At 41.0% G+C, this 19,563-nt stretch carries 18 protein-coding genes; all 18 read right to left on the bottom strand.

Annotated features, from left to right (window positions below; translation table 11 throughout):
* Window positions 1-2 precede the first annotated feature (2 nt).
* A complete protein-coding gene (gene fliI / locus BMZ58_RS15845) occupies window positions 3-1,307 on the bottom strand; it encodes a flagellar protein export ATPase FliI (protein ID WP_075037541.1) in 1,305 nt (434 codons plus the stop codon).
* Window positions 1,300-2,061 (bottom strand): flagellar assembly protein FliH, encoded by a 762-nt coding sequence (gene fliH / locus BMZ58_RS15840; RefSeq protein WP_075037540.1) that lies wholly within the window; start codon window positions 2,059-2,061, stop codon window positions 1,300-1,302. Before fliH ends, fliI begins: the two co-directional genes overlap by 8 nt.
* Window positions 2,045-3,058: a flagellar motor switch protein FliG gene (fliG, locus tag BMZ58_RS15835; RefSeq protein WP_075037539.1), complete on the bottom strand. Its 1,014-nt coding sequence runs from the start codon at window positions 3,056-3,058 to the stop codon at window positions 2,045-2,047. Before fliG ends, fliH begins: the two co-directional genes overlap by 17 nt.
* A 12-nt stretch (window positions 3,059-3,070) precedes the next feature.
* Window positions 3,071-4,675 (bottom strand): flagellar basal-body MS-ring/collar protein FliF, encoded by a 1,605-nt coding sequence (gene fliF / locus BMZ58_RS15830; RefSeq protein WP_075037538.1) that lies wholly within the window; start codon window positions 4,673-4,675, stop codon window positions 3,071-3,073.
* 62 nt (window positions 4,676-4,737) lie between these two features.
* The gene (fliE, locus tag BMZ58_RS15825) at window positions 4,738-5,046 is read right to left on the bottom strand and encodes a flagellar hook-basal body complex protein FliE (RefSeq protein ID WP_139207359.1); all 309 of its coding nucleotides are present in this window, start codon (window positions 5,044-5,046) and stop codon (window positions 4,738-4,740) included.
* A gap of 21 nt (window positions 5,047-5,067) precedes the next feature.
* Window positions 5,068-5,520 carry a flagellar basal body rod protein FlgC gene (gene flgC / locus BMZ58_RS15820; RefSeq protein WP_075037536.1) on the bottom strand — a complete coding sequence of 151 codons (453 nt, stop codon included), beginning with the start codon at window positions 5,518-5,520 and terminating at the stop codon, window positions 5,068-5,070.
* Window positions 5,521-5,523: 3 nt separating this feature from the next.
* A complete protein-coding gene (flgB, locus tag BMZ58_RS15815; RefSeq protein WP_075037535.1) occupies window positions 5,524-5,916 on the bottom strand; it encodes a flagellar basal body rod protein FlgB in 393 nt (130 codons plus the stop codon).
* 545 nt (window positions 5,917-6,461) lie between these two features.
* A complete protein-coding gene (gene codY / locus BMZ58_RS15810) occupies window positions 6,462-7,241 on the bottom strand; it encodes a GTP-sensing pleiotropic transcriptional regulator CodY (protein ID WP_075037534.1) in 780 nt (259 codons plus the stop codon).
* A 25-nt stretch (window positions 7,242-7,266) separates the two neighbouring features.
* Complete coding sequence (hslU, locus tag BMZ58_RS15805) at window positions 7,267-8,664, bottom strand: HslU--HslV peptidase ATPase subunit (protein WP_075037533.1); 1,398 nt, start codon at window positions 8,662-8,664, stop codon at window positions 7,267-7,269.
* Between the two features lie 12 nt (window positions 8,665-8,676).
* Window positions 8,677-9,222 (bottom strand): ATP-dependent protease subunit HslV, encoded by a 546-nt coding sequence (gene hslV, locus BMZ58_RS15800; protein WP_075037532.1) that lies wholly within the window; start codon window positions 9,220-9,222, stop codon window positions 8,677-8,679.
* Between the two features lie 5 nt (window positions 9,223-9,227).
* Entirely contained in the window at window positions 9,228-10,127 is a 900-nt protein-coding gene (gene xerC / locus BMZ58_RS15795) for a tyrosine recombinase XerC (protein ID WP_075037531.1), read from the bottom strand.
* Between the two features lie 478 nt (window positions 10,128-10,605).
* Window positions 10,606-12,681, bottom strand: a complete 2,076-nt coding sequence (topA, locus tag BMZ58_RS15790; protein ID WP_075037530.1) for a type I DNA topoisomerase — start codon at window positions 12,679-12,681, stop codon at window positions 10,606-10,608.
* Window positions 12,682-12,851: 170 nt separating this feature from the next.
* Complete coding sequence (gene dprA, locus BMZ58_RS15785; protein WP_075037529.1) at window positions 12,852-13,724, bottom strand: DNA-processing protein DprA; 873 nt, start codon at window positions 13,722-13,724, stop codon at window positions 12,852-12,854.
* A 66-nt stretch (window positions 13,725-13,790) separates the two neighbouring features.
* Window positions 13,791-14,693, bottom strand: coding sequence for a succinate--CoA ligase subunit alpha (sucD, locus tag BMZ58_RS15780; protein ID WP_075037528.1), 903 nt, complete (start codon window positions 14,691-14,693; stop codon window positions 13,791-13,793).
* Between the two features lie 18 nt (window positions 14,694-14,711).
* Window positions 14,712-15,872, bottom strand: coding sequence for an ADP-forming succinate--CoA ligase subunit beta (sucC, locus tag BMZ58_RS15775; protein ID WP_075037527.1), 1,161 nt, complete (start codon window positions 15,870-15,872; stop codon window positions 14,712-14,714).
* Between the two features lie 415 nt (window positions 15,873-16,287).
* Entirely contained in the window at window positions 16,288-16,557 is a 270-nt protein-coding gene (locus BMZ58_RS15770; protein ID WP_075037526.1) for an EscU/YscU/HrcU family type III secretion system export apparatus switch protein, read from the bottom strand.
* Entirely contained in the window at window positions 16,554-18,440 is a 1,887-nt protein-coding gene (locus tag BMZ58_RS15765) for a hypothetical protein (protein ID WP_075037525.1), read from the bottom strand. Before BMZ58_RS15765 ends, BMZ58_RS15770 begins: the two co-directional genes overlap by 4 nt.
* Window positions 18,441-18,462: 22 nt before the next feature.
* Window positions 18,463-19,230, bottom strand: coding sequence for a ribonuclease HII (locus BMZ58_RS15760; protein WP_075037524.1), 768 nt, complete (start codon window positions 19,228-19,230; stop codon window positions 18,463-18,465).
* Window positions 19,231-19,563 lie beyond the last annotated feature (333 nt).

The raw sequence follows: 19,563 nt of genomic DNA, 5'->3' as shown, positions 1-19,563 counted from the left end.
TCCTAATCAAAAAGGTTTTTCAAATCTTCTATAGAGCGCTCAAAGCTAGAGGGTTCATGAACCCCTTGCTTAAGAAATCGGATAATAGAAGAATGAAATTGTATCGATTGATCAATTTCCCGACTTGATCCTTTTTTGTAGGCACCGATTTGTATCAGCTCACTATTTTCTTCATATGTAGCCAACAACGACCTCAGCTTTTCAGCCGCTTGTTTATGTTCATCGGTTGCAATTTGTTTCATTACACGGCTGATCGATTTCAAGATATTGATCGCAGGAAATTGCCCTTGTTCAGCCAGTCTCCGATCCAGTACAAAGTGTCCATCCAGAATTCCTCTAACTGTGTCGGATATAGGCTCATTCAAATCATCACCATCGACTAACACCGTATAAAACGCGGTGATCGACCCTTCTTTACTGGAGCCTGTCCGTTCTAATAACTTCGGTAATTTCGCAAACACAGAAGGTGTGTATCCTTTGGTTGTCGGAGGCTCGCCAGTAGCTAAGCCTATCTCTCTCTGTGCCATAGCAAAGCGAGTAACAGAGTCCATCATCAAGTTGACGTTATACCCTAAGTCGCGGAAATACTCACTGATTGAAGTGGCTGTATATGCGCCTTTCACTCTCATTAAAGCAGGCTGATCAGATGTTGCAACGACAAGGATAGAATGTTTTAACCCTTCTTCACCGAGATCGTTTTCAATAAATTCACGGACTTCTCTTCCTCTTTCACCTATGAGCGCAATGACGTTAAGATCAGCGGAACTATTACGGGCAATCATCCCCATCAGTGTGCTCTTCCCTACACCACTTCCGGCAAAAATACCAACCCGTTGTCCTTTTCCGACGCTTAATAAAGAATCAACAGCCCTTACTCCTACTTGAATAGGTTCACTGATTGGTGGTCTGGATAAAGGGTTTGGCGGTTCTTGATCTGTCGGATAATCTCTTAACCCTTTAGGGAGGTCTCCACCGCCCAGAGGTCGACCTAACGCATCAAGGACCCCACCGACCATCCCTACTCCAACTTTGACTTGTAATGGCTCCCCTGTAGCTTCCACAAGACTTCCTGGACGAACTTCCCTAACTTCCTGATAAGGCATTAACAAAATCTTTTCGTCGTGGAATCCGACCACTTCTGCCGCTATAGGGGCCAATCTGTGGGAAGCATGGATATAGCACAAATCCCCAATAGAAGCTTCCGGTCCTTTTGATTCAATCATCAGCCCAACAATTCTGTGAATCTTTCCGAATCGTTTCATTGTATCCACCTGGTCAATGGCATCAAAATATTTTTGGTTATTCATTTCCCATCTCCTCGTGGGTGATAGCGAGCAGTTTTTCCCTTAACTCCGTCAACTGACTATCCAACCCTCCATCCAGTTTTCCAAACGGAGATTCAATCGTACAAGAAAAAGGTGCTAAATCTTCGTTGATATAGATAGCGAGCTTTGCTGGTTTAGCTAATAACCTCTCCAGTTCTTCTGCTTGGGAATGAACAAGTTCGAATTGATCCGGGTGTATGTAAAGAGAAATTTCCGGAAGTTCTTTGACTTCTCCCATTACCCTCTGAACGAGGGATAAAAAAGTCGAAGGTTCCTCTTGCAATTTTTTGTTTAAAATTTTTTCTGCACTTTTCATCCCAAGTTCTACGATTGTTTCTTCACTTGCCATTACCAATCGATCATGGGTTTTCCTTGCTGTTTCCATTATTTCGTTAGCCTTCACCAGCTTTTCATGGTAGGAACGATATCCATCTTCCTCGCCTTTTGTAAAACCATTTGTATATCCTTTTTGATAGGCTTCGTTTTCTATCACTTGTTTTTCTTCTTCCCACGTGGCTCTCAACGAGGATATCTCTTCTTTTGTTGCTTCGACTATTTCTGCCTGCTTTTTTTTAGCTGCTTCAATAGCTTTTTCTAAATCTTCTAATTGCTTTTGCTTTACCAGGTGTTCATCCGCTTGATTTTTTTTCTCATCTGTAACTTCGTTTTTTTCAATCGGTTTGATAGCAATGACTCTGCCTGTATTTGCATAGGGTTTCTTAGACAATGATGTCATCTCCCCCACCCCTTGCTATTACAATCTCACCGACATCTTCTAAACGACGAATAATAGATACGACTCTTGTTTGAGCTTCTTCTACATCCCTGAGTCGAACTGGTCCCATATATTCCATTTCTTCTTTAAAAGTTTCAGCCATCCGTTCTGACATATTGTTAAAGACGATTTCTTTCACTTCTTCGCTGGACACTTTCAATGCTAAGCGCAGGTCATCATTTTCAACATCACGGATGATTCGTTGGATTGCCCGGTTGTCCAGTGCAACAATATCTTCAAACACGAACATCCGCTTCTTGATTTCTTCTGCAAGTTCTGGATCCTGGATTTCCAATGAATCAAGAATGGTTCTTTCTGTACTTCGGTCCACTCCGTTCAACACCTCTACTACTGCTTGTATACCTCCAGTTTCGGTATAGTCCTGTGTCACTGTAGTGGAGAGTTTCTTTTCAAGGATTTGTTCCACTTGACTGATTACTTCTGGGGAGGTGGATTCCATCGTAGCGATTCTTCTGGCAACATCCGCTTGTAATTCTTGCGGTAGTTCTGACAAAATTTGTCCAGATTGCTCAGCATCCAAATAGGATAAAACAAGAGCAATGGTTTGAGGATGTTCATTCTGTATAAAGTTGAGAATTTGATGGGGATCCGCTTTTTTGGCAAAGTCGAACGGCTTTACTTGAAGAGATGAAGTTAAACGACCAATAATGTTGGACGCTTCATCCGTTCCTAAAGCTTTTTCCAGAATCGTTTTTGCATAACCGATTCCACCTTGTGAGATATAATCTTGCGCTAATGCGATTTGATGAAATTGTTCTAATATATCCTCTTTTTCTTTACTACCCACTTTTTGGACGGAGGATATTTCCAATGTGAGTTGTTCAATCTCTTCTTCATCAAGGTGCTTATAGACTTGAGCAGCAACATCCGGTCCAAGGGAGATCAGCAGGACAGCCGCTTTCTGTTTTCCTGATAATTCCGATTTCTTCAAGGCCATACAAGGACCTCCTTAATCTTCTGCAATCCATGATCGCAATAATTTCGCAAAATCTTCCGGCTTTTCTTTAGCCATCTTTTCTAGTTGCTTCCGCTTTTGAGTAGACTCATCATCTCTTTCTTCAATTCCAGGCACTTCTTTCGCTTGCGGTTGCGGTTCGTTCCGTTCCTCTTCATATATCAAGTATTCTTTTTCATCCGTATCTTTCTTACGGCTCAATAGCCAGATAAGCACGAGGATTATAAACCCAAGGACTCCTCCTAAAATATACACCCATAAAGGGATTCCTTGGTTCGGATCAGGGACTTCTGCCTCTCCATTGAATTCCTGGAAGACAATCGAGGTTTTTTCGTTCGTATCAATTTCTCCATAATCTCCATTGATTGTTGTCGAAATCATAGAATCGACAATCGACTGAACACTTTCTTGGACGGTTTGCTCTTCTGCAGCACTAAGGTATTCCATTTCGCCGTCTGCTCCAGTACCCTTCGTATTATCAATGGCGACCTGAATACCTAAATCCCTCACCTTGTAAGGACTTTCTTCGATATTTCTCTTGATTCTATTGAACTCATTATTGATTGTTTCCCGGTTCATTTCATAATCCCCGCCAGAACCTTCTGCACCAGCTTGATAACCCGGAATATCCTCTCCACCTTCACCAGGGACGCCGCCTTCAGGGATACCGCCTTCATATGCTTCTTCTATTCTCTCTACACTTACAGGAAGCCCTTCCATCGTCTCCGGATCTACCGGTTCTACTAGTTCTTCTACACGGTTTTCTTTTGTGAAGTCGATATCTGCGGTTACGGTTGCGATAACTTTTTGTTGACCGATCATCATTCCGAGCATCCGTTGCAATCGTTGCTTTATATCCCTCTCGATGTCTTTTTTCACATCCTGTTGATATGTATAAGCATTACTGGACCCAGCAGTTTGGGAACTTTCGATGTCAAAATAGTTGAAATTTTGATCCATGATGACGATATTATCTTTAGAAAGATTTGGAACTGATTTTGACACTAAGTTATAAAGAGACTCCACCTGTGTATTTTCGATTTGGTAGCCTGGCTGGAGATTTAACACGATCGATGCTGAGGCATTTTGTACAGACTCACTAACGAAGACCTGCTCTTCCGGCATATTGATCATTACTTGCGCATCCTGTACACCACCAATTCCTTTCATTAAATTAGCGAGTTCTGTCTGCATTGCATCAAGCTTGATCACATCAAATTCATTATCCGTCATCCCCCACGACGTGTTACCACTGAAGAACCCATAATCAATAGAACCGCTGCTGGGAAGCCCTGCAGCTGCAAGATCTACGAGAAGACCTTCCGCTTCTGTATCAGGAACAAGGATAGTGGAACCGCCTTGGTCAAGTTCATAAGCAACTCCTCTTGCTTCCAGTTCTGTTTTCACCTGACCGATTTCTTGTAAGGTCATATCTCTGTATAACGGAACCATTTTTGAAGCCGAAGCCATAACACTTGTGATAACAACGACAAGCAAGACCGCGATCACCGAACCTATAATCAAGACTTTTTGTGATTTTTTCCTATTTCTCCAAAAGGAAAGCATTCTTTCTTTATAAATTTTCATTTTTTCTTTCATAGTTGCCCCCAAAAAAAGCACGACCTATGCGAATGGTTTAGTGCGAATTAACTTTAGATATATCAAACTTGCATGCGCATGACTTCTTTATAAGCTTCCACGACTTTACTTTGCATTTCCACCGCCGTTTTCATCGTAATGCTAGCTTTTTGGGAAGTAATCATGACATCATGCAAATCATTGATTTCGCCACGGGCTAGAGCTTTCGTCTTTTGGTCAGACTCTATTTGTGATCGATTGACCCCATCGATAGCGTTCTTTAATTGATTAGCAAAACTAGCATGTGCTTCACCAGGTGATACCTTTTGCTTCCACTGAGATGCAGAGGGGCGGGATACGGGGATTGTTTCAATTGTATTTAGATTGGTCACACTTATTCACCCTACCTTTATTTATCTACCAATTTCTAAAGCTTTCATCAACATACTCTTAGATGCGTTGACAGAGGTAACATTCGCTTCATAAGAACGAGTAGCACTCATCATATCAACCATCTCCTTAAGTGGATCGACGTTCGGAACTTCTACAAACCCTTCTTGATTTGAGTCAGGATGGTTAGGATTGTACACAAGCTTAAATGGTTCTTCATCCTCAACGATCTCAGAAGCTCTAACTCCACCTGTTTGTGGAGACTTATTTGCGGCTTTATGTAAAAAACTCCCAAAATCGTTACTCGCTTCTTGAAACACCACCATTTTACGCCGATAAGGATCCCATTCACCGTTTTCGTTCAAAGTGGCTCTGGTAGTGTTCGCATTAGCCATATTCGAGGAAGCTACGTCCATTCGTAAACGCTGAGCTGTAAGTGCACTTGCACTTGTATTCATTGAGTGGAATATACTCATTCATTAATTCCCTCCTCTGATCACTGATTCCAAACTCCGAAATTTACCGCTCATACGATCAACTAACGCTTGATACTGAATTTGGTTTTGAGCTAGTTCATTCATTTCTTTATCGATATCCACATTGTTTCCGTTATGGTTATATGTAGTATTCGTTCTCGTGAAGGTCTCATAAGGATTCGTTGAATGACCTTCAAAAGGCATATGACGAGCGTTTGTTTTTTTCGCTTTAAGAAAAGAGTTCTCTTGATCTAATACGTCTTTGAAGGCAACTTTTTTCGCCTTATAACCAGGTGTATCTACATTGGCGATATTATTGGAGATCGCTCGATTTTTTGCAGAAGAATAGTTTAAAGCATTCTCTAATGTGGTAAATGTGTTACTAAAAAGAGTCATCACTCTCACCTCTATTCGACAAATTTCTAAACTCACAAAAACAATTGTAAAAAAATTTATGCCCTAATGTCTATACAAAGTGGGTGTTTTTTTACAAAGGTATTACAAACACTCCAAAAGGATTAGGTAAATCATCCTTATTTATTGGATTTTGTTCCCACTTGTCGAAACATTTATCATAATGAACATTATTACATAACTTTTTGTCGAATAGTGTAAGAATATTGACGAATTTGAAAACACTATTAAAGATAGGTAAAATCGACTACAATGGAATCATCATAAATTCATAGAACAAAAGGAAACAAACCATAGGGCAAGCTTAAAGAATTTCCATACAAAAACACACCACTCAAACGAGTGGTGTGTTTTTAATTTGTTTGACCCAGATAATAATGGATTCTTCATTATTATAGTTGATTTGTCGATTGCCCAACGTCCTCCGGATCTGACGTCCAGATACTCCTATTATCCATTGGTTAAAAGAAGGGAGCGGGATGCCCTCTCCCCTATACGTTTTGCTTATCCTTTAGCAATTGCTGCTATTAATTTGCGCGAAGCTTTTGCAATTCCAGAAGGAAATTATTGTTCAACACTTTAATATACGTACCTTTCATACCTAGAGAACGAGATTCGATGACCCCTGCACTCTCCAATTTCCTTAGAGCATTTACGATTACAGACCTAGTGATACCTACACGATCTGCAATTTTACTTGCAACTAGTAACCCTTCATTACCTTCCAGCTCTTCGAAAATATGTTCAATGGCTTCCAATTCACTGTAGGACAGAGAGCTGATTGCCATCTGCACGACAGCTTTACTTCTAGCCTCTTGTTCAATTTCTTCTGTCTTTTCATGAAGGATTTCCATTCCGACAACTGTCGCTCCATACTCAGCTAAAAGCAGGTCATCCTCATTGAAGTTGCTATTCAAGCGACTGAGAATAAGTGTTCCGAGACGCTGGCCGCCACCGATGATCGGGACGATTGTCGTTAAACCATTTTCAAAGAGTTCACGGTTCTCGACTGGAAAAGCAGTATATTCACTGTCGATATCGATATCTGCAGTTGTTTCTTCGATTTTGAACAAGTTCTCCGTATATTCTTGTGGAAACTGTCGTTCTGATAACATCGCCTTCATTCGTTCGTTCTCGATTTCTTGATTGATAGCAAAGCCCAGCAGCTTTCCACGACGACTCAATACGAAAGTGTTCGCCTCGATTACGTCTCTAAGTGTTGCGGACATGTCGTTGAAATCCACAGATTTTCCTGTTGTCTTTTGCAGCATCGCATTGATTTTGCGTGCACGGTCTAATAATTTCATGTTCATTTCCTCCTTGATGATCATCCTATAAGATGAATCGGCTCAAATCTTTGTTCTTTACAATAGATGATAGTTTGCTGTCTACATATTGTGGAGTGATTTCAATGGTTTCCATCATCACGTCAGGTGCTTCGAAGGACAAATCCTCCAATAACTTTTCTAAAATTGTATGCAATCTACGCGCACCGATGTTATCTGTTTCCTGGTTCACTTCATGGGCTATTTCTGCGAGTCTAGTAATAGCATCGTCAGAAAATTCAACCTTTATACCTTCAATTTCAAGTAAAGCCTTATATTGTTTCAAAAGGGCATTCGAAGGTTCCGTCAAAATGCTCTTGAAGTCCGCTACACTCAATTTATTCAACTCGACACGAATCGGGAATCTCCCTTGCAATTCAGGGATTAAATCCGATGGTTTTGCCATATGGAAAGCGCCAGCAGCCAAAAACAAAATATGATCCGTAGCAACGGGACCGTATTTAGTGACTACCGTTGAACCTTCAACGATCGGAAGGATATCTCGTTGGACACCTTCACGGGATACGTTCGCCTGATTATCCCCTTTAGCGGCTACTTTATCAATTTCATCGATAAAGATCATCCCCGCTTGCTCTACTTTGGCGACCGCCTCTTGCCCAACTTCATCCATATCAACAAGTTTCCCTGCTTCTTCTTGTGTTAAAACCTTTCTTGCTTCAGAAACTGGGAGCTTTCTTTTCTTCTTCTTTTTTGGCATAAATTGACTGAACGCGTCCTGCATGTTCATTCCCATTTGTTCCATACCTGAACCTTGTAGCATATCAAACATGGAAGACTGTGATTCTTCGACATCGATGGTCACCATACGATCTTCCAATTCACCGAGATCCAATTGATGCCGGATTCGGCTTCTTTTAGTTTCGATTTCCGTTTCTTCCGCCTGCTCATCCGTATCATTTTCTTGCTGATTACTTTGATTGAATATCATTTCAAAAGGGTTCTTAAAGTTATTGGATTGCTTTTTCTTAGAAGGTACCAACAATTTAACGAGGCGTTTATTCGCTTGTTCTTCTGCGCGGTCTTTAACGGCTTCCATTTTTTCTTCTTTCACCATCCGCACAGACATTTCCACAAGGTCACGGACCATTGACTCTACGTCACGGCCGACATATCCGACTTCTGTGAACTTTGTAGCCTCTACTTTAACAAAAGGAGCTCCCACCAGCTTAGCTAACCTGCGAGCGATTTCTGTTTTTCCAACCCCAGTGGGCCCCATCATTAAAATATTTTTCGGTACAATTTCATCTTTCAAATGATCTGTCAGCTGCATCCTTCGATAACGATTACGGAGAGCGATAGCAACGGACCGTTTGGCACTGTCCTGGCCTATAATATACTGATCAAGTTTTTCTACAATTTGTTTAGGTGTTAAATTCAATGACATCAATGGTCCCCCTTAATCGAGAACTTCCAATATGATTTGGTCGTTAGTAAACACACAAATTTCCCCGGCTATTTCAAGAGCAGCTTTTGCTATTTGAGATGCCGATTGTTCTGGAGAATATCTTTTGAGAGCCCTTCCAGCACTCAAAGCAAAATTGCCTCCTGATCCGATAGCAAGTATGCCATCGTCCGGTTCTATTACTTCCCCAGTACCGGACACTAGAAACATGTTTTCTTTATCCATCACAATCAGCATAGCTTCAAGTTTTCTTAAAACACGATCACTTCGCCATTCTTTCGCAAGTTCAACGGACGCTCTGGCTAGATTTCCATCGTAACTTTCCAACTTCCCTTCGAACTTCTCAAAAAGGGTGAAGGCATCTGCCACAGATCCTGCAAAACCGGCCAGCACCTCGTCATTAAAAAGTCTCCGCACCTTTCTTGCTTTGTGCTTCATGACCACCTGATTTCCTAATGTCACTTGTCCGTCTCCACTCATCGCACATTCACCGTTATGCTGCACAGCAAAAATTGTTGTCGCATGAAATTGTTGATCCATTACTTTCACCTCTTATTCGCTCTCGGATGGCTATTCATATAAACATTCCTCAGTCGATCCTTCGTTACGTGTGTGTATATTTGCGTGGAAGAAAGGTGTTCATGACCCAATAATTCCTGCACCGCTCGTAAATCGGCCCCTTCATTTAAAAGGTGTGTGGCAAAAGAATGCCTTAATTTATGAGGGTGGATATCAATGGTCAACGATGCTTTTTCCACCAACTTCTTTAAAATGAGACGGATTCCATCCGCAGTCAATGGCCCTCCCTTAGCATTTAAGAACAACTGTTGACTCGTTTCTGTTTTTTTAGAGGCAAGCTCCATCCTGCCCTGGTTAATATACGCGGTTAGTGCGTTAGAAGCAAACTGCCCCATTGGGACATACCTGTCTTTTCGGCCTTTTCCGTGGACTAGAACTGTATTCAACCCGAAGTCTATATCACCGACTTCCATCTTCACACATTCACTCACACGTACTCCCGTACCATATAGAAGTTCAATTAATGCCTGGTTTCTTTGACCAAGTGTCGTATTTAAATCACTGACTGTAAAAAGTTTCTCCATCTCTTCTTCATAAAAAAAGTCAGGTATGGGAGAATCTTCTTTCGGTAATGTCACATTGACAAACGGATTATGTTTCATAACATCTTCCCGCTCTAAAAAACGGAAAAAGCTTCTAAGGCTTGAGATCTTTCTTGATACCGTTCTTCTGGAATAATTGGCCTCATGCTGTTTCGACAAAAAGACACGGACAACGGAATATTCGCAGCTTTCAATCGTCACTCCTTCTCCGGAGAGAAAAGCAATAAATTCATCAAGATCTCTAGAATAGTGCTTCACAGTTAAAGGGGAAGCATTCTTTTCAATCTGCAAATACTCGATGAATGATTCTTTATAAGATTGCATGTCGTATCTATCACCTCACAAAGGCGTCTAAATTTTATCACAACATGTAAACGCGTAACAATGGATTTAATAAAAATGTAACAAAATTCTGAATTGTTTCCAACTATAAACAAATAATAAACCATTTTTGCTACTTTAGCCACAGATAAAGGTTTTAAGCACTAGTTGGTGTCAAGTATGTAGACTTACCAAAGCGTAATTATAGCGTCCATAAGAAGTAGTGTCAATCAAAACACCAATTCCCCATAAATAACCTCTCTAACCATAGACACTAAACTTCGAGACTTTGGTATCAGGTAATGGTGGTTAGGAGGAATCCGAGAAGGCTCACCGCGCTCCCGCGGAAGCGACTTGTTCCCGACCGCCCCTAAATCTGCGCGAAAATCCTGATTTAATACTCGGGATTTTCTCAATCTTCTTTAAATAGAAGAGCCTACAACTATAAGGATAGTCATAGGCTCTTTGAATTATAACAAGATTATGATTGTGGCTCTTCTTTGTAGTCACAGTTCGTACATTGTATTTGTGTGCCTTTTTTCGATTTCTTTTCAATAAGCAGAGACTCACATTTCGGGCAAGGTCTACTGATTGGTTTATCCCATGAAATAAAGTCACACTCAGGATAGTTTTCACATCCGAAAAATTTCCGATTCTTTTTACTTTTACGTTCTACCACTTCTCCATCTTTACACTTCGGACAAGTAACTCCGATTTTTTTGAGGATCGGTTTTGTATTCCGACAATCTGGAAAGTTGGAACATGCTAAAAATTTACCATAACGGCCCATTTTGTAGACCAATTCGTGTCCACATTTTTCACAATCGATACCCGCTGGCTCATCTTTGATTTCCACTTCTTCCATCTCTTTTTCCGCTTTTTCCAAACGGGGCTGGAATCCCTGATAAAATTGATTGATGATATTTACCCAATCTTCTTTCCCATCTTCAATGGCGTCAAGGTCATCTTCCATTCCTTTAGTGAAGTCTGCATCAATGATTTCAGGAAAATATTCTTTCAGTGCCTCCAGAACAATCTCCCCGAGTTCCGTCGGTACGAAACGTTTATTGTCGAGGGCTACATACCCTCGCCGTTGAATCGTATCCAATGTAGGCGCATAAGTAGACGGGCGACCTATGCCCAGTTCTTCCAGAGTTTTTACTAAACGGGCTTCCGTATAGCGTGGAGGTGGCTGTGTGAAGTGCTGGTTTGGTTTGATTTCCTGGGCTTTTACCGTCATCCCTTCTTCTAAGTGAGGGAGCAGTTTGTCTTTTTCTTTTTTGTTATCATCTCGTCCTTCCACATAAACCTTCATAAACCCTTTGAATTTAACTTCCGATCCAGTTGCTCTGAATTCCACACCTTCATTATACAGGTGAACAGTCATTGTATCGAGAATCGCCGGAGCCATTTGACTGGCAATAAAACGGTCCCAAATCAATTTATAAAGGCGATATTGGTCACGGGATAAAATACTTTTCATTGCTTTCGGATCCCGATCCGCACCTGTTGGACGGATAGCTTCGTGAGCGTCCTGAGCTCCTTCTTGTTTTTTAGGTGATTTACTATATCCCAGATACTCTTTACCGAAGTTTTCTTCCACATACTGTTTAGCATCAGCTTTAGCAGAATTAGACAACCTCGTTGAGTCTGTACGCATATACGTAATTAGACCGGTTGTTCCCTGCTTTCCACCAAGGTCGATCCCTTCGTATAATTGCTGTGCAATCATCATTGTTTTCTTAGCACGGAAGTTCAATTTACGTGCCGCTTCCTGTTGTAAGGAAGATGTTGTAAATGGAAGGGAAGGATTTCTTTTCCGTTCTCTTTTGTTTACCTTCTCAACGGAAAAGTCGTCCCCTTTCATCTGGTTTTGAATCTTTTCTACATCTTCTTGCTTTTTTAATTCTTGCTTCTTGCCGTCCACTCCATAAAAAGAACCTTCAAAATTCTCTTTATCTTTTAAGAAATCAGCTTCAATCGTCCAGTATTCTTCTGGTTCGAAATTTTTGATTTCATTCTCTCGGTCGATGATTATTTTAACTGCTACGGATTGCACACGACCTGCACTCAGTCCTTTTTTAACCTTTTTCCAAAGAATCGGACTGATGTTATACCCAACAAGACGGTCCAATACTCGGCGTGCTTGCTGTGCATCGACAAGGTCCGAGTTGATACTACGAGGATTTTTGAAAGAATCTTTAATTGCTTCTTTTGTTATTTCGTTGAAAACAACCCGACATTCAGACTGATCATCAATATCAAGGCTGTAAGCTAAATGCCAGGCGATCGCTTCCCCTTCACGGTCGGGGTCGGCTGCAAGATAGACTTTTTTGGCCTTTTTAGCTGCCGTTTTTAAATCCTTTAAAACGGGACCTTTCCCGCGAATGGTAATATATTTTGGATTGAATTCATTCTCTACGTCCACGCCCATTTGACTTTTCGGCAAGTCCCGGACATGTCCTAAAGAAGCTTTCACTTTATATTTCTTTCCTAAGTATCGTTCAATGGTTTTAGCTTTTGCAGGTGATTCCACTATTACAAGATAATCTGCCATATAGGTTCCTCCCATAGAGGTGTTTTCATTTCTCTATATTTTCATAAAATAAATCTTCCCTATTATTAAATATAATGAAACCGTTTGTCAAACATACTTTTTTCTAAAAAGTCTCAAAATAGGTTTCATATTACTCTTGACTTTAACACCATTGTGAAGAATTATTCAAATTATTTTATCCAATCTTCCACAATATCATGGTACGTATGGACAAGTTTTGCGCCCTCATTAATCATTTTATGACATCCTTCACTTGTCATGCTTCCTGCTGGTCCTGGGAGAGCATAAACATCTCTCCCCTGTTCTAATGCCTGGTCTACAGTTATCAACGTCCCACTCTTCAACCGTGCTTCAATGACAAATGTTGAGGGGGTCAATCCGGAGATAATTCGGTTCCGTTCAGGAAAATGATATTTTTTTGCAGGACGGTCTGGCGGGTATTCACTGATGACCAAATGTTCCCTTATCATCTGTTTGTATAATCCCAGATCATTTCTCGGATATATATGATAAAATCCTGAACCCAGGACAGCTATGGTTTTTCCTTGCTGCTCTGTCGCTAATCTATGCGCATACTGGTCAATCCCTATCGCCATCCCACTAACAATAGTAAAGCCACTTCTAATGAGAGGAATCAAGACGTTTCTCATAGATGGAAATGCATAGGAAGAAGGGTTTCGTGTCCCCACTACGCTAATAGAAAGCGGTGACTGTAAAATGGTGCTGTCTCCCTGGATATAGAGTACAAGCGGTGGATCAGGGATGGACCGTAAATTCATAGGAAAATCTTCATCAAACCATGTAAAAATGGAAAAATCACTTTCAAACTTGTCGAGTTTCTTCATTATATTATGGTCTTTTATATGACCAAGAATGGACTTCGCTCGTTGGTAAGGAATCGCTAATTGTCGGGATAGTTCATCGGTAGAAATAGAAAAGGGAAAAAGCAAAGAGGGATCAATCTTTAGAATCCTCTTAAGGAGGGGTCTCGTCATATGAGGGGAATCATAGAGAAGTAAAAGTCGTTTTCTTCGGTTTTCCATCATGCACCTCTTTTCCATAATTCAGAGACCGTACCTAAGCGATACGGTCTCTGTTTCATTTCCTGATTAGTGTGTTTTGCACTTTTCAAAAAGGTTTTCGTCTTTCAAAACCTGAATAAGCGTTTCACCCATAACAGATGGGGTTTCTGCTACTTGAATCCCACATTCGTTCATGATACGAATCTTTTCATCCGCTGTCCCTTTACCACCAGAAATGATAGCACCAGCGTGACCCATACGTTTTCCTGGCGGCGCTGTACGACCTCCGATGAAGCCGACAACAGGTTTATTCATGTTCGCTTTCACCCATTCAGCAGCTTCTTCTTCAGCTGTACCGCCAATCTCACCAATCATAATGACCGCTTCCGTATCCGGGTCATCATTGAAGTCTTTCAGCACATCTATGAAATCGGTTCCATTGACAGGATCTCCCCCGATTCCAACAGCTGTAGATTGACCAATTCCTGCTTCAGAAAGCTGATGGACCGCTTCGTATGTCAAAGTACCAGAACGAGAAACGACTCCTACATGGCCTTTCTTATGAATGTATCCAGGCATAATGCCGATCTTACACTCATCCGGAGTGATGACTCCTGGGCAGTTTGGTCCCACAAGACGCGTTCTCTTACCTTCCATGTATCGTTTTACCTTGACCATGTCAAAGACTGGAATATGCTCTGTAATACAAATAGCAAGATCCATTTCAGCATCTGTAGCCTCCATGATTGCGTCTGCTGCAAATGGAGCAGGTACATAAATGACAGAGGCATTTTCCCCGGTCTTTTCAACAGCCTCTGAAACGGTGTCGAAAACTGGAATGCCTTCCACTTCTGTACCGCCTTTACCTGGAGTGACACCACCTACGATTTGAGTACCGTATTCAACCATTTGCTTCGTGTGGAATAATGCCGTTGATCCTGTAATCCCTTGAACAATGACTTTTGTGTTCTTATCAATATATACACTCATCTGATTTCCCCGCCTTTCCTACTTGACTAGTTCAACGATTTTTTGTGCGCCTTCTGCCATCGAATCAGCAGATGTAATGTTCAAACCGGATTCATCGAGTATTTTCTTACCAGCATCCACGTTCGTACCTTCTAAACGGACCACTAACGGTAGTGTCAAACCGATTTGTTTTGTCGCTTCTACGACACCTTCTGCGATCACATCACACTTCATGATGCCGCCGAAAATGTTCACGAAAATCCCTTTGACATTTTCATCAGAAAGGATGATTTTGAATGCTTCTGTTACTTTTTCAGTAGTAGCACCGCCACCAACATCAAGGAAGTTAGCAGGATCCCCGCTATAGTGCTTGATCGTATCCATTGTTGCCATAGCTAGTCCAGCACCGTTTACCATACATCCAATGTTTCCATCCAGTGCAATATAGCTTAGGTCATACTTAGAAGCTTCTACTTCTTTCGGATCTTCTTCTTCAAGGTCGCGAAGCTCGGCAATATCCTTTTGACGGAACAATGCGTTGTCATCGAAGTTCAGCTTCGAATCAAGTGCAAGCACGCCACCATCCCCAGTCGTTACTAATGGGTTGATTTCCGCTACGGAACAATCCTTTTGGACAAATACTTCGTATAACCCAAGCATGAATTTAACTGCTTTTCCTAGTGATTCTTTAGGAATATTGATGTTAAAAGCAAGTCGACGTGCCTGGAATGGTGTTAGACCCGTTACTGGGTCAATGACTTCTTTGAAAATTTTCTCCGGAGTCTTCTCCGCTACTTCCTCGATTTCTGTACCGCCTTCTTCTGACGCCATCATAGTCACACGGCTTGTCGCACGGTCCAGAACAAGACCAACATAATATTCGCTCTTAATATCGCAACCTTCTTCAATAAGTAAGCGCTTTACTTCTTTGCCTTCTGGTCCAGTCTGATGGGTTACAAGTGTTTTCCCTAGTATTTCGTCAGCGTATGTACGCACCTCATCAAGATTTTTAGCGATCTTGACTCCACCGGCTTTCCCACGTCCGCCTGCATGGATCTGAGCTTTGACGACTGTGACATCGCTACCTAATTTCTTGGCTGCTTCTACAGCTTCATCTACGGTATATGCCACGTGTCCATTTGGCACAGATACGCCAAAATCACGCATGATTTCTTTTCCTTGATACTCGTGAATGTTCATGTTTCATCCTCCCATCAATTTTCACTGCAAGTACATTGTATAAAAAAACGCTATCAATTGTCCATACTAAGCTAGATATCTGTCGAAAAATTCAATAGATTCACAGGTATATTATTATGTAAACGGACTTTTATACTAGTTTTCCAGTCATATCTTATCTTATAGAAGTTAAGATATTTATCATCACGGAAAAAACACTCTGCTTCGCGCTATACAGAGTGTTAGTAATCACCTTACACAGGAAGGCCACCTATGTTGTCGAAATATGGACGTCCTGGATGCTGCCTGGTATGTTTAGTGTTTATTTTGAATGGTTGATATCAGTTGGTTCAGCCATAATCCAGTAAGGAAGCATAGGATCCAGGAAAAGTCGACAATAAGGGCATTCATCCGATTTTATTAAAAAGAAGGTATATTAGGATTTCTCTTGAGTTTGATCTACTTTATATATAAAAGCAAAAACTTCTGCTACCACGTGGTAAAGTTCCTCCGGTATCTGTTCATTAATGTTCAGTTCTGAAAGAAGTTCTACTAAAGAGGCATCTTCTTGGACAGGGATTCGATGATCCTTTGCTGCTTGTAAAATATTTTCAGCAATATACCCTTTACCTTTAGCCACAACTTCGGGAGCTGATTTTTCAGATTGATAGCTTAATGCGATTGCTTCTCTTCTATTTTCGTTCATATACGGATATCCACCCCATTAATAGTTGCTTCCCTCTCGTTTACTGCCGGACTATGCTCTTGATTTTTCTTTTTCATAGGTGATGTCCGGACGGAAGTAAGCTCATAACCAATTTTATCAAGCCCTTCATCCAATGAGGACTTGTATGGTTCGAAAAGTTTCTCCAAATGGGTATGATCATTGAAAATATGGACGGACACACGACGATCTATGATATTCATATCAATCACTGTCTCTTTTAAATGGGAAAGTTCCAAATAAAATAAGATATGACAAAAGTCGGGATCAATGTCACCATCCTTGGACTTACGACCTTCCATATTCATTTCCACATCACTCAAAGCCCCGATAATTCCCCCTGGCAATTGAATAGAAAGCTGTAGCGATTGGGCGTCTTCAGAATGAGAAGCTAATTGAATACCGTTGATATATTGAAGTAATCGTTTTGCTGTTTCTGGTCGGATTTCCGATGAGTCAGAAAGTGTCTGCAAAAGGAAGGTTTTTATGGAATTCTCTTGATCGATCGTATGTTTCCCCTCTTTAATTGCTGATAAATACCTCTTCTCATCACTATATCCTGGTAAATCCATCAGCGCTTTGAGTTGATGGAGGATGCGGTCTTTATCCGGGATGCTCACCAAATCACTCGTATGGCCTAACCATTCGACTAAGGCACGCATTTGATCTGACGATACTTGTTGCTGCATAAGCGCTCGAACATTATGTAACAGTGACTGGAGGTCACCCTTCGATAAATTGGCAATAGTATCATTTTTCATAGGGGTATGCAGATTTTCCGAAGCATTTCTTATCATTCTTTTTGTATCCGCATCCAGCTGAGGAAAGGTCTTATCAATAATCTTACGTGACACTAGATGGTCGAATTGCCCCATCCATTGAGAGCGTAAACGATCAGAAAGAGTACTCATGCCTGCTTCCATATTATTTGATTTGAGATGGTTGATCACTTTTTCAGTTGTGTAGATCCACTGCTGTACAGATTGCCTGTCCGTAGCAGTAAGAGGTATTTGCTTTTGGAACAAATCTTTCAATAACGCAGCGACTTTCTCTAAGGGTACAGGAAAAGAAGCCTTATTCATAGCGGTTTGGTTTCCTTCTTTATTTCCCGTGCTCCAATTTTTTTGAAAGGTAGCATACGTTTCTTTTACATCTATAATGTTTGCCTGCTTGAAGAGGTCAAACGTCCGCTTATTTCCCGTAGTTATTTCATGGTCGAGTCGCAAAGTGGTCTGCTGGACGGAAGATGAGGGGGACTCTCCTTGCATTTGCTGTATCTTTGAAAGCAACCTATAACTTGCAGGGTCGGAAGTATGATTCAATTGCCTTTGAAACTCTGATAAAATTTGTGAAAAGCTTGTAGAGTGTTTCGTATACAAAGCCTGATAAATAGAAGGTTTTACAGGCATCCTTCTTTTCAACATAAATAGTAGGATCTCCCGTGAAACCGATTTGTTTTCCGAACTTTCAATAAAACGGAAAGCCTGCACCATTTCCTTCTTTTGAAATGGTGTATCAAGGGCGAGAATCTGCTTAAGAAAAGCCTTATTCTCTCTAGATGAATCTATACCAAGCTTTTGGAGCATGGCAGATAAATCTTTACCTTGCAATGGGAAAGCAGGAAGCGGAACGACTTTCAGCTCTATGGCCGGTTTTATATTCTCCACCTGAAAAAGATAAGAGGCCCCTTTGGCTACAGATTGATTTACATGAACTTTCACTTGTTCTTGACCAAATTTAATCAATGCTTCATTGCCTTTATCGACACTGATAACCTTGCCACGAAACATATGGCCTTTCTTAAGATTGTTCGCCGTAGAGTTCATCCCAGCTAAACGAGCTAACCCATTAATCAGGTGGTCCATTCTATCTGCCTCCCTTCTTGTTCTACACTCTCTCTTTTACTGGTGCAAAAGTCAACCGATGAACAGGTGAAACGCCATAGGAAGCTAGTGCATCTAAATGCGCCTTCGTTCCATACCCCTGGTTTCTGTTGAAGTGATACATAGGGTATTTTTCATGAATGTTGGCCATCATCCGATCTCTTGTCACTTTAGCGATTACACTCGCAGCAGCAATAGATACACTTCTTTGATCCCCTTTGACTAGACTTGTTTGTGTGCAGGACACTTTGTCCAGCTCCATTGCATCAATCAACAGGTGTTCCGGATTATTATGGAGAGAATCAACCGCCCTCTTCATTGCAAGTCTAGTTGCTCGATATATATTTAACTGGTCGATTTCTTCATTTGTAACAATGCCGACACCGCAGTCAGCATCCCGTTTAATTTGCTCAAAATAATTTTCTCGTTTATTTAATGAAAGCTTTTTAGAATCATCCAAACCCTCAAGGTAATAATCTTGTGGCAAAATAACAGCTGCAGCTACGACCGGACCTGCCAGTGGTCCTCGCCCCGCTTCATCTATGCCTGCTATATATGTTTTTCCATTTCTAAATTGATCACGCTCAAAACTCATCATTTCTTCATATTGTTGCTTTCTTTCCGCTTTTTTCTGCATTTCTGCCTCGTATCTCCTGATGAGTTGTTGGACCCCTTTTCGTTTATCAGCCCGATATTCTTGCAGTTCTTTCTTCGTCAGTGTGGAAGGATCGTTTAATTTTTTTTTCACTTCAGCAATTGTCAACTGCCCCATAGTTCTTTACACTCCGTTTCTTCTCTTATCGGTTCCCATAGTCCATGTTATAAGGTTTGCCAACCCTTTAAATATTTTTATTTTCCATGCTGGTAAAAAGTAAAATACTCTTCCTGTTCCCTATATGTAGTTAAAGGAGACAGGAAGCTGATTTGTCGAGGTAAGGTAAAGACCACTTCCATAGTAAAAATTTTCCAAAAACCAAAAAAGCGCAAAGGAGGAATCCACTTTGCGCCTTTTTGGTTCTTTTCATTTTTGAGGCAACAATCTACAGTTAAGCAACAGGGCCGCCATATTCATATTAAAGAGTCTGTTCTTATATAAGGGAGACTA

The organism is Halobacillus dabanensis (genome assembly GCF_900114165.1).
In the GTDB taxonomy this organism is placed as follows: Bacteria; Bacillota; Bacilli; order Bacillales; family Halobacillaceae; genus Halobacillus; species Halobacillus dabanensis.
The sequence above is the reverse complement of the archived record's forward strand: the minus strand, read 5'-3'. Positions and strand labels throughout refer to the sequence as shown.

Bases quoted from the DNA above. Each gene is read 5' to 3' on its own strand.
- fliI (WP_075037541.1), bottom strand. From the start codon at position 1,307: ATGAATAACCAAAAATATTTTGATGCCATTGACCAGGTGGATACAATG.
- fliH (WP_075037540.1), bottom strand. From the start codon at position 2,061: ATGACATCATTGTCTAAGAAACCCTATGCAAATACAGGCAGAGTCATT.
- fliG (WP_075037539.1), bottom strand. From the start codon at position 3,058: ATGGCCTTGAAGAAATCGGAATTATCAGGAAAACAGAAAGCGGCTGTC.
- fliF (WP_075037538.1), bottom strand. From the start codon at position 4,675: ATGAAAGAAAAAATGAAAATTTATAAAGAAAGAATGCTTTCCTTTTGG.
- flgC (WP_075037536.1), bottom strand. From the start codon at position 5,520: ATGAGTATATTCCACTCAATGAATACAAGTGCAAGTGCACTTACAGCT.
- flgB (WP_075037535.1), bottom strand. From the start codon at position 5,916: ATGACTCTTTTTAGTAACACATTTACCACATTAGAGAATGCTTTAAAC.
- codY (WP_075037534.1), bottom strand. From the start codon at position 7,241: ATGAAATTATTAGACCGTGCACGCAAAATCAATGCGATGCTGCAAAAG.
- hslU (WP_075037533.1), bottom strand. From the start codon at position 8,664: ATGTCATTGAATTTAACACCTAAACAAATTGTAGAAAAACTTGATCAG.
- hslV (WP_075037532.1), bottom strand. From the start codon at position 9,222: ATGGATCAACAATTTCATGCGACAACAATTTTTGCTGTGCAGCATAAC.
- xerC (WP_075037531.1), bottom strand. From the start codon at position 10,127: ATGCAATCTTATAAAGAATCATTCATCGAGTATTTGCAGATTGAAAAG.
- topA (WP_075037530.1), bottom strand. From the start codon at position 12,681: ATGGCAGATTATCTTGTAATAGTGGAATCACCTGCAAAAGCTAAAACC.
- dprA (WP_075037529.1), bottom strand. From the start codon at position 13,724: ATGGAAAACCGAAGAAAACGACTTTTACTTCTCTATGATTCCCCTCAT.
- sucD (WP_075037528.1), bottom strand. From the start codon at position 14,693: ATGAGTGTATATATTGATAAGAACACAAAAGTCATTGTTCAAGGGATT.
- sucC (WP_075037527.1), bottom strand. From the start codon at position 15,872: ATGAACATTCACGAGTATCAAGGAAAAGAAATCATGCGTGATTTTGGC.
- BMZ58_RS15770 (WP_075037526.1), bottom strand. From the start codon at position 16,557: ATGAACGAAAATAGAAGAGAAGCAATCGCATTAAGCTATCAATCTGAA.
- BMZ58_RS15765 (WP_075037525.1), bottom strand. From the start codon at position 18,440: ATGGACCACCTGATTAATGGGTTAGCTCGTTTAGCTGGGATGAACTCT.
- BMZ58_RS15760 (WP_075037524.1), bottom strand. From the start codon at position 19,230: ATGGGGCAGTTGACAATTGCTGAAGTGAAAAAAAAATTAAACGATCCT.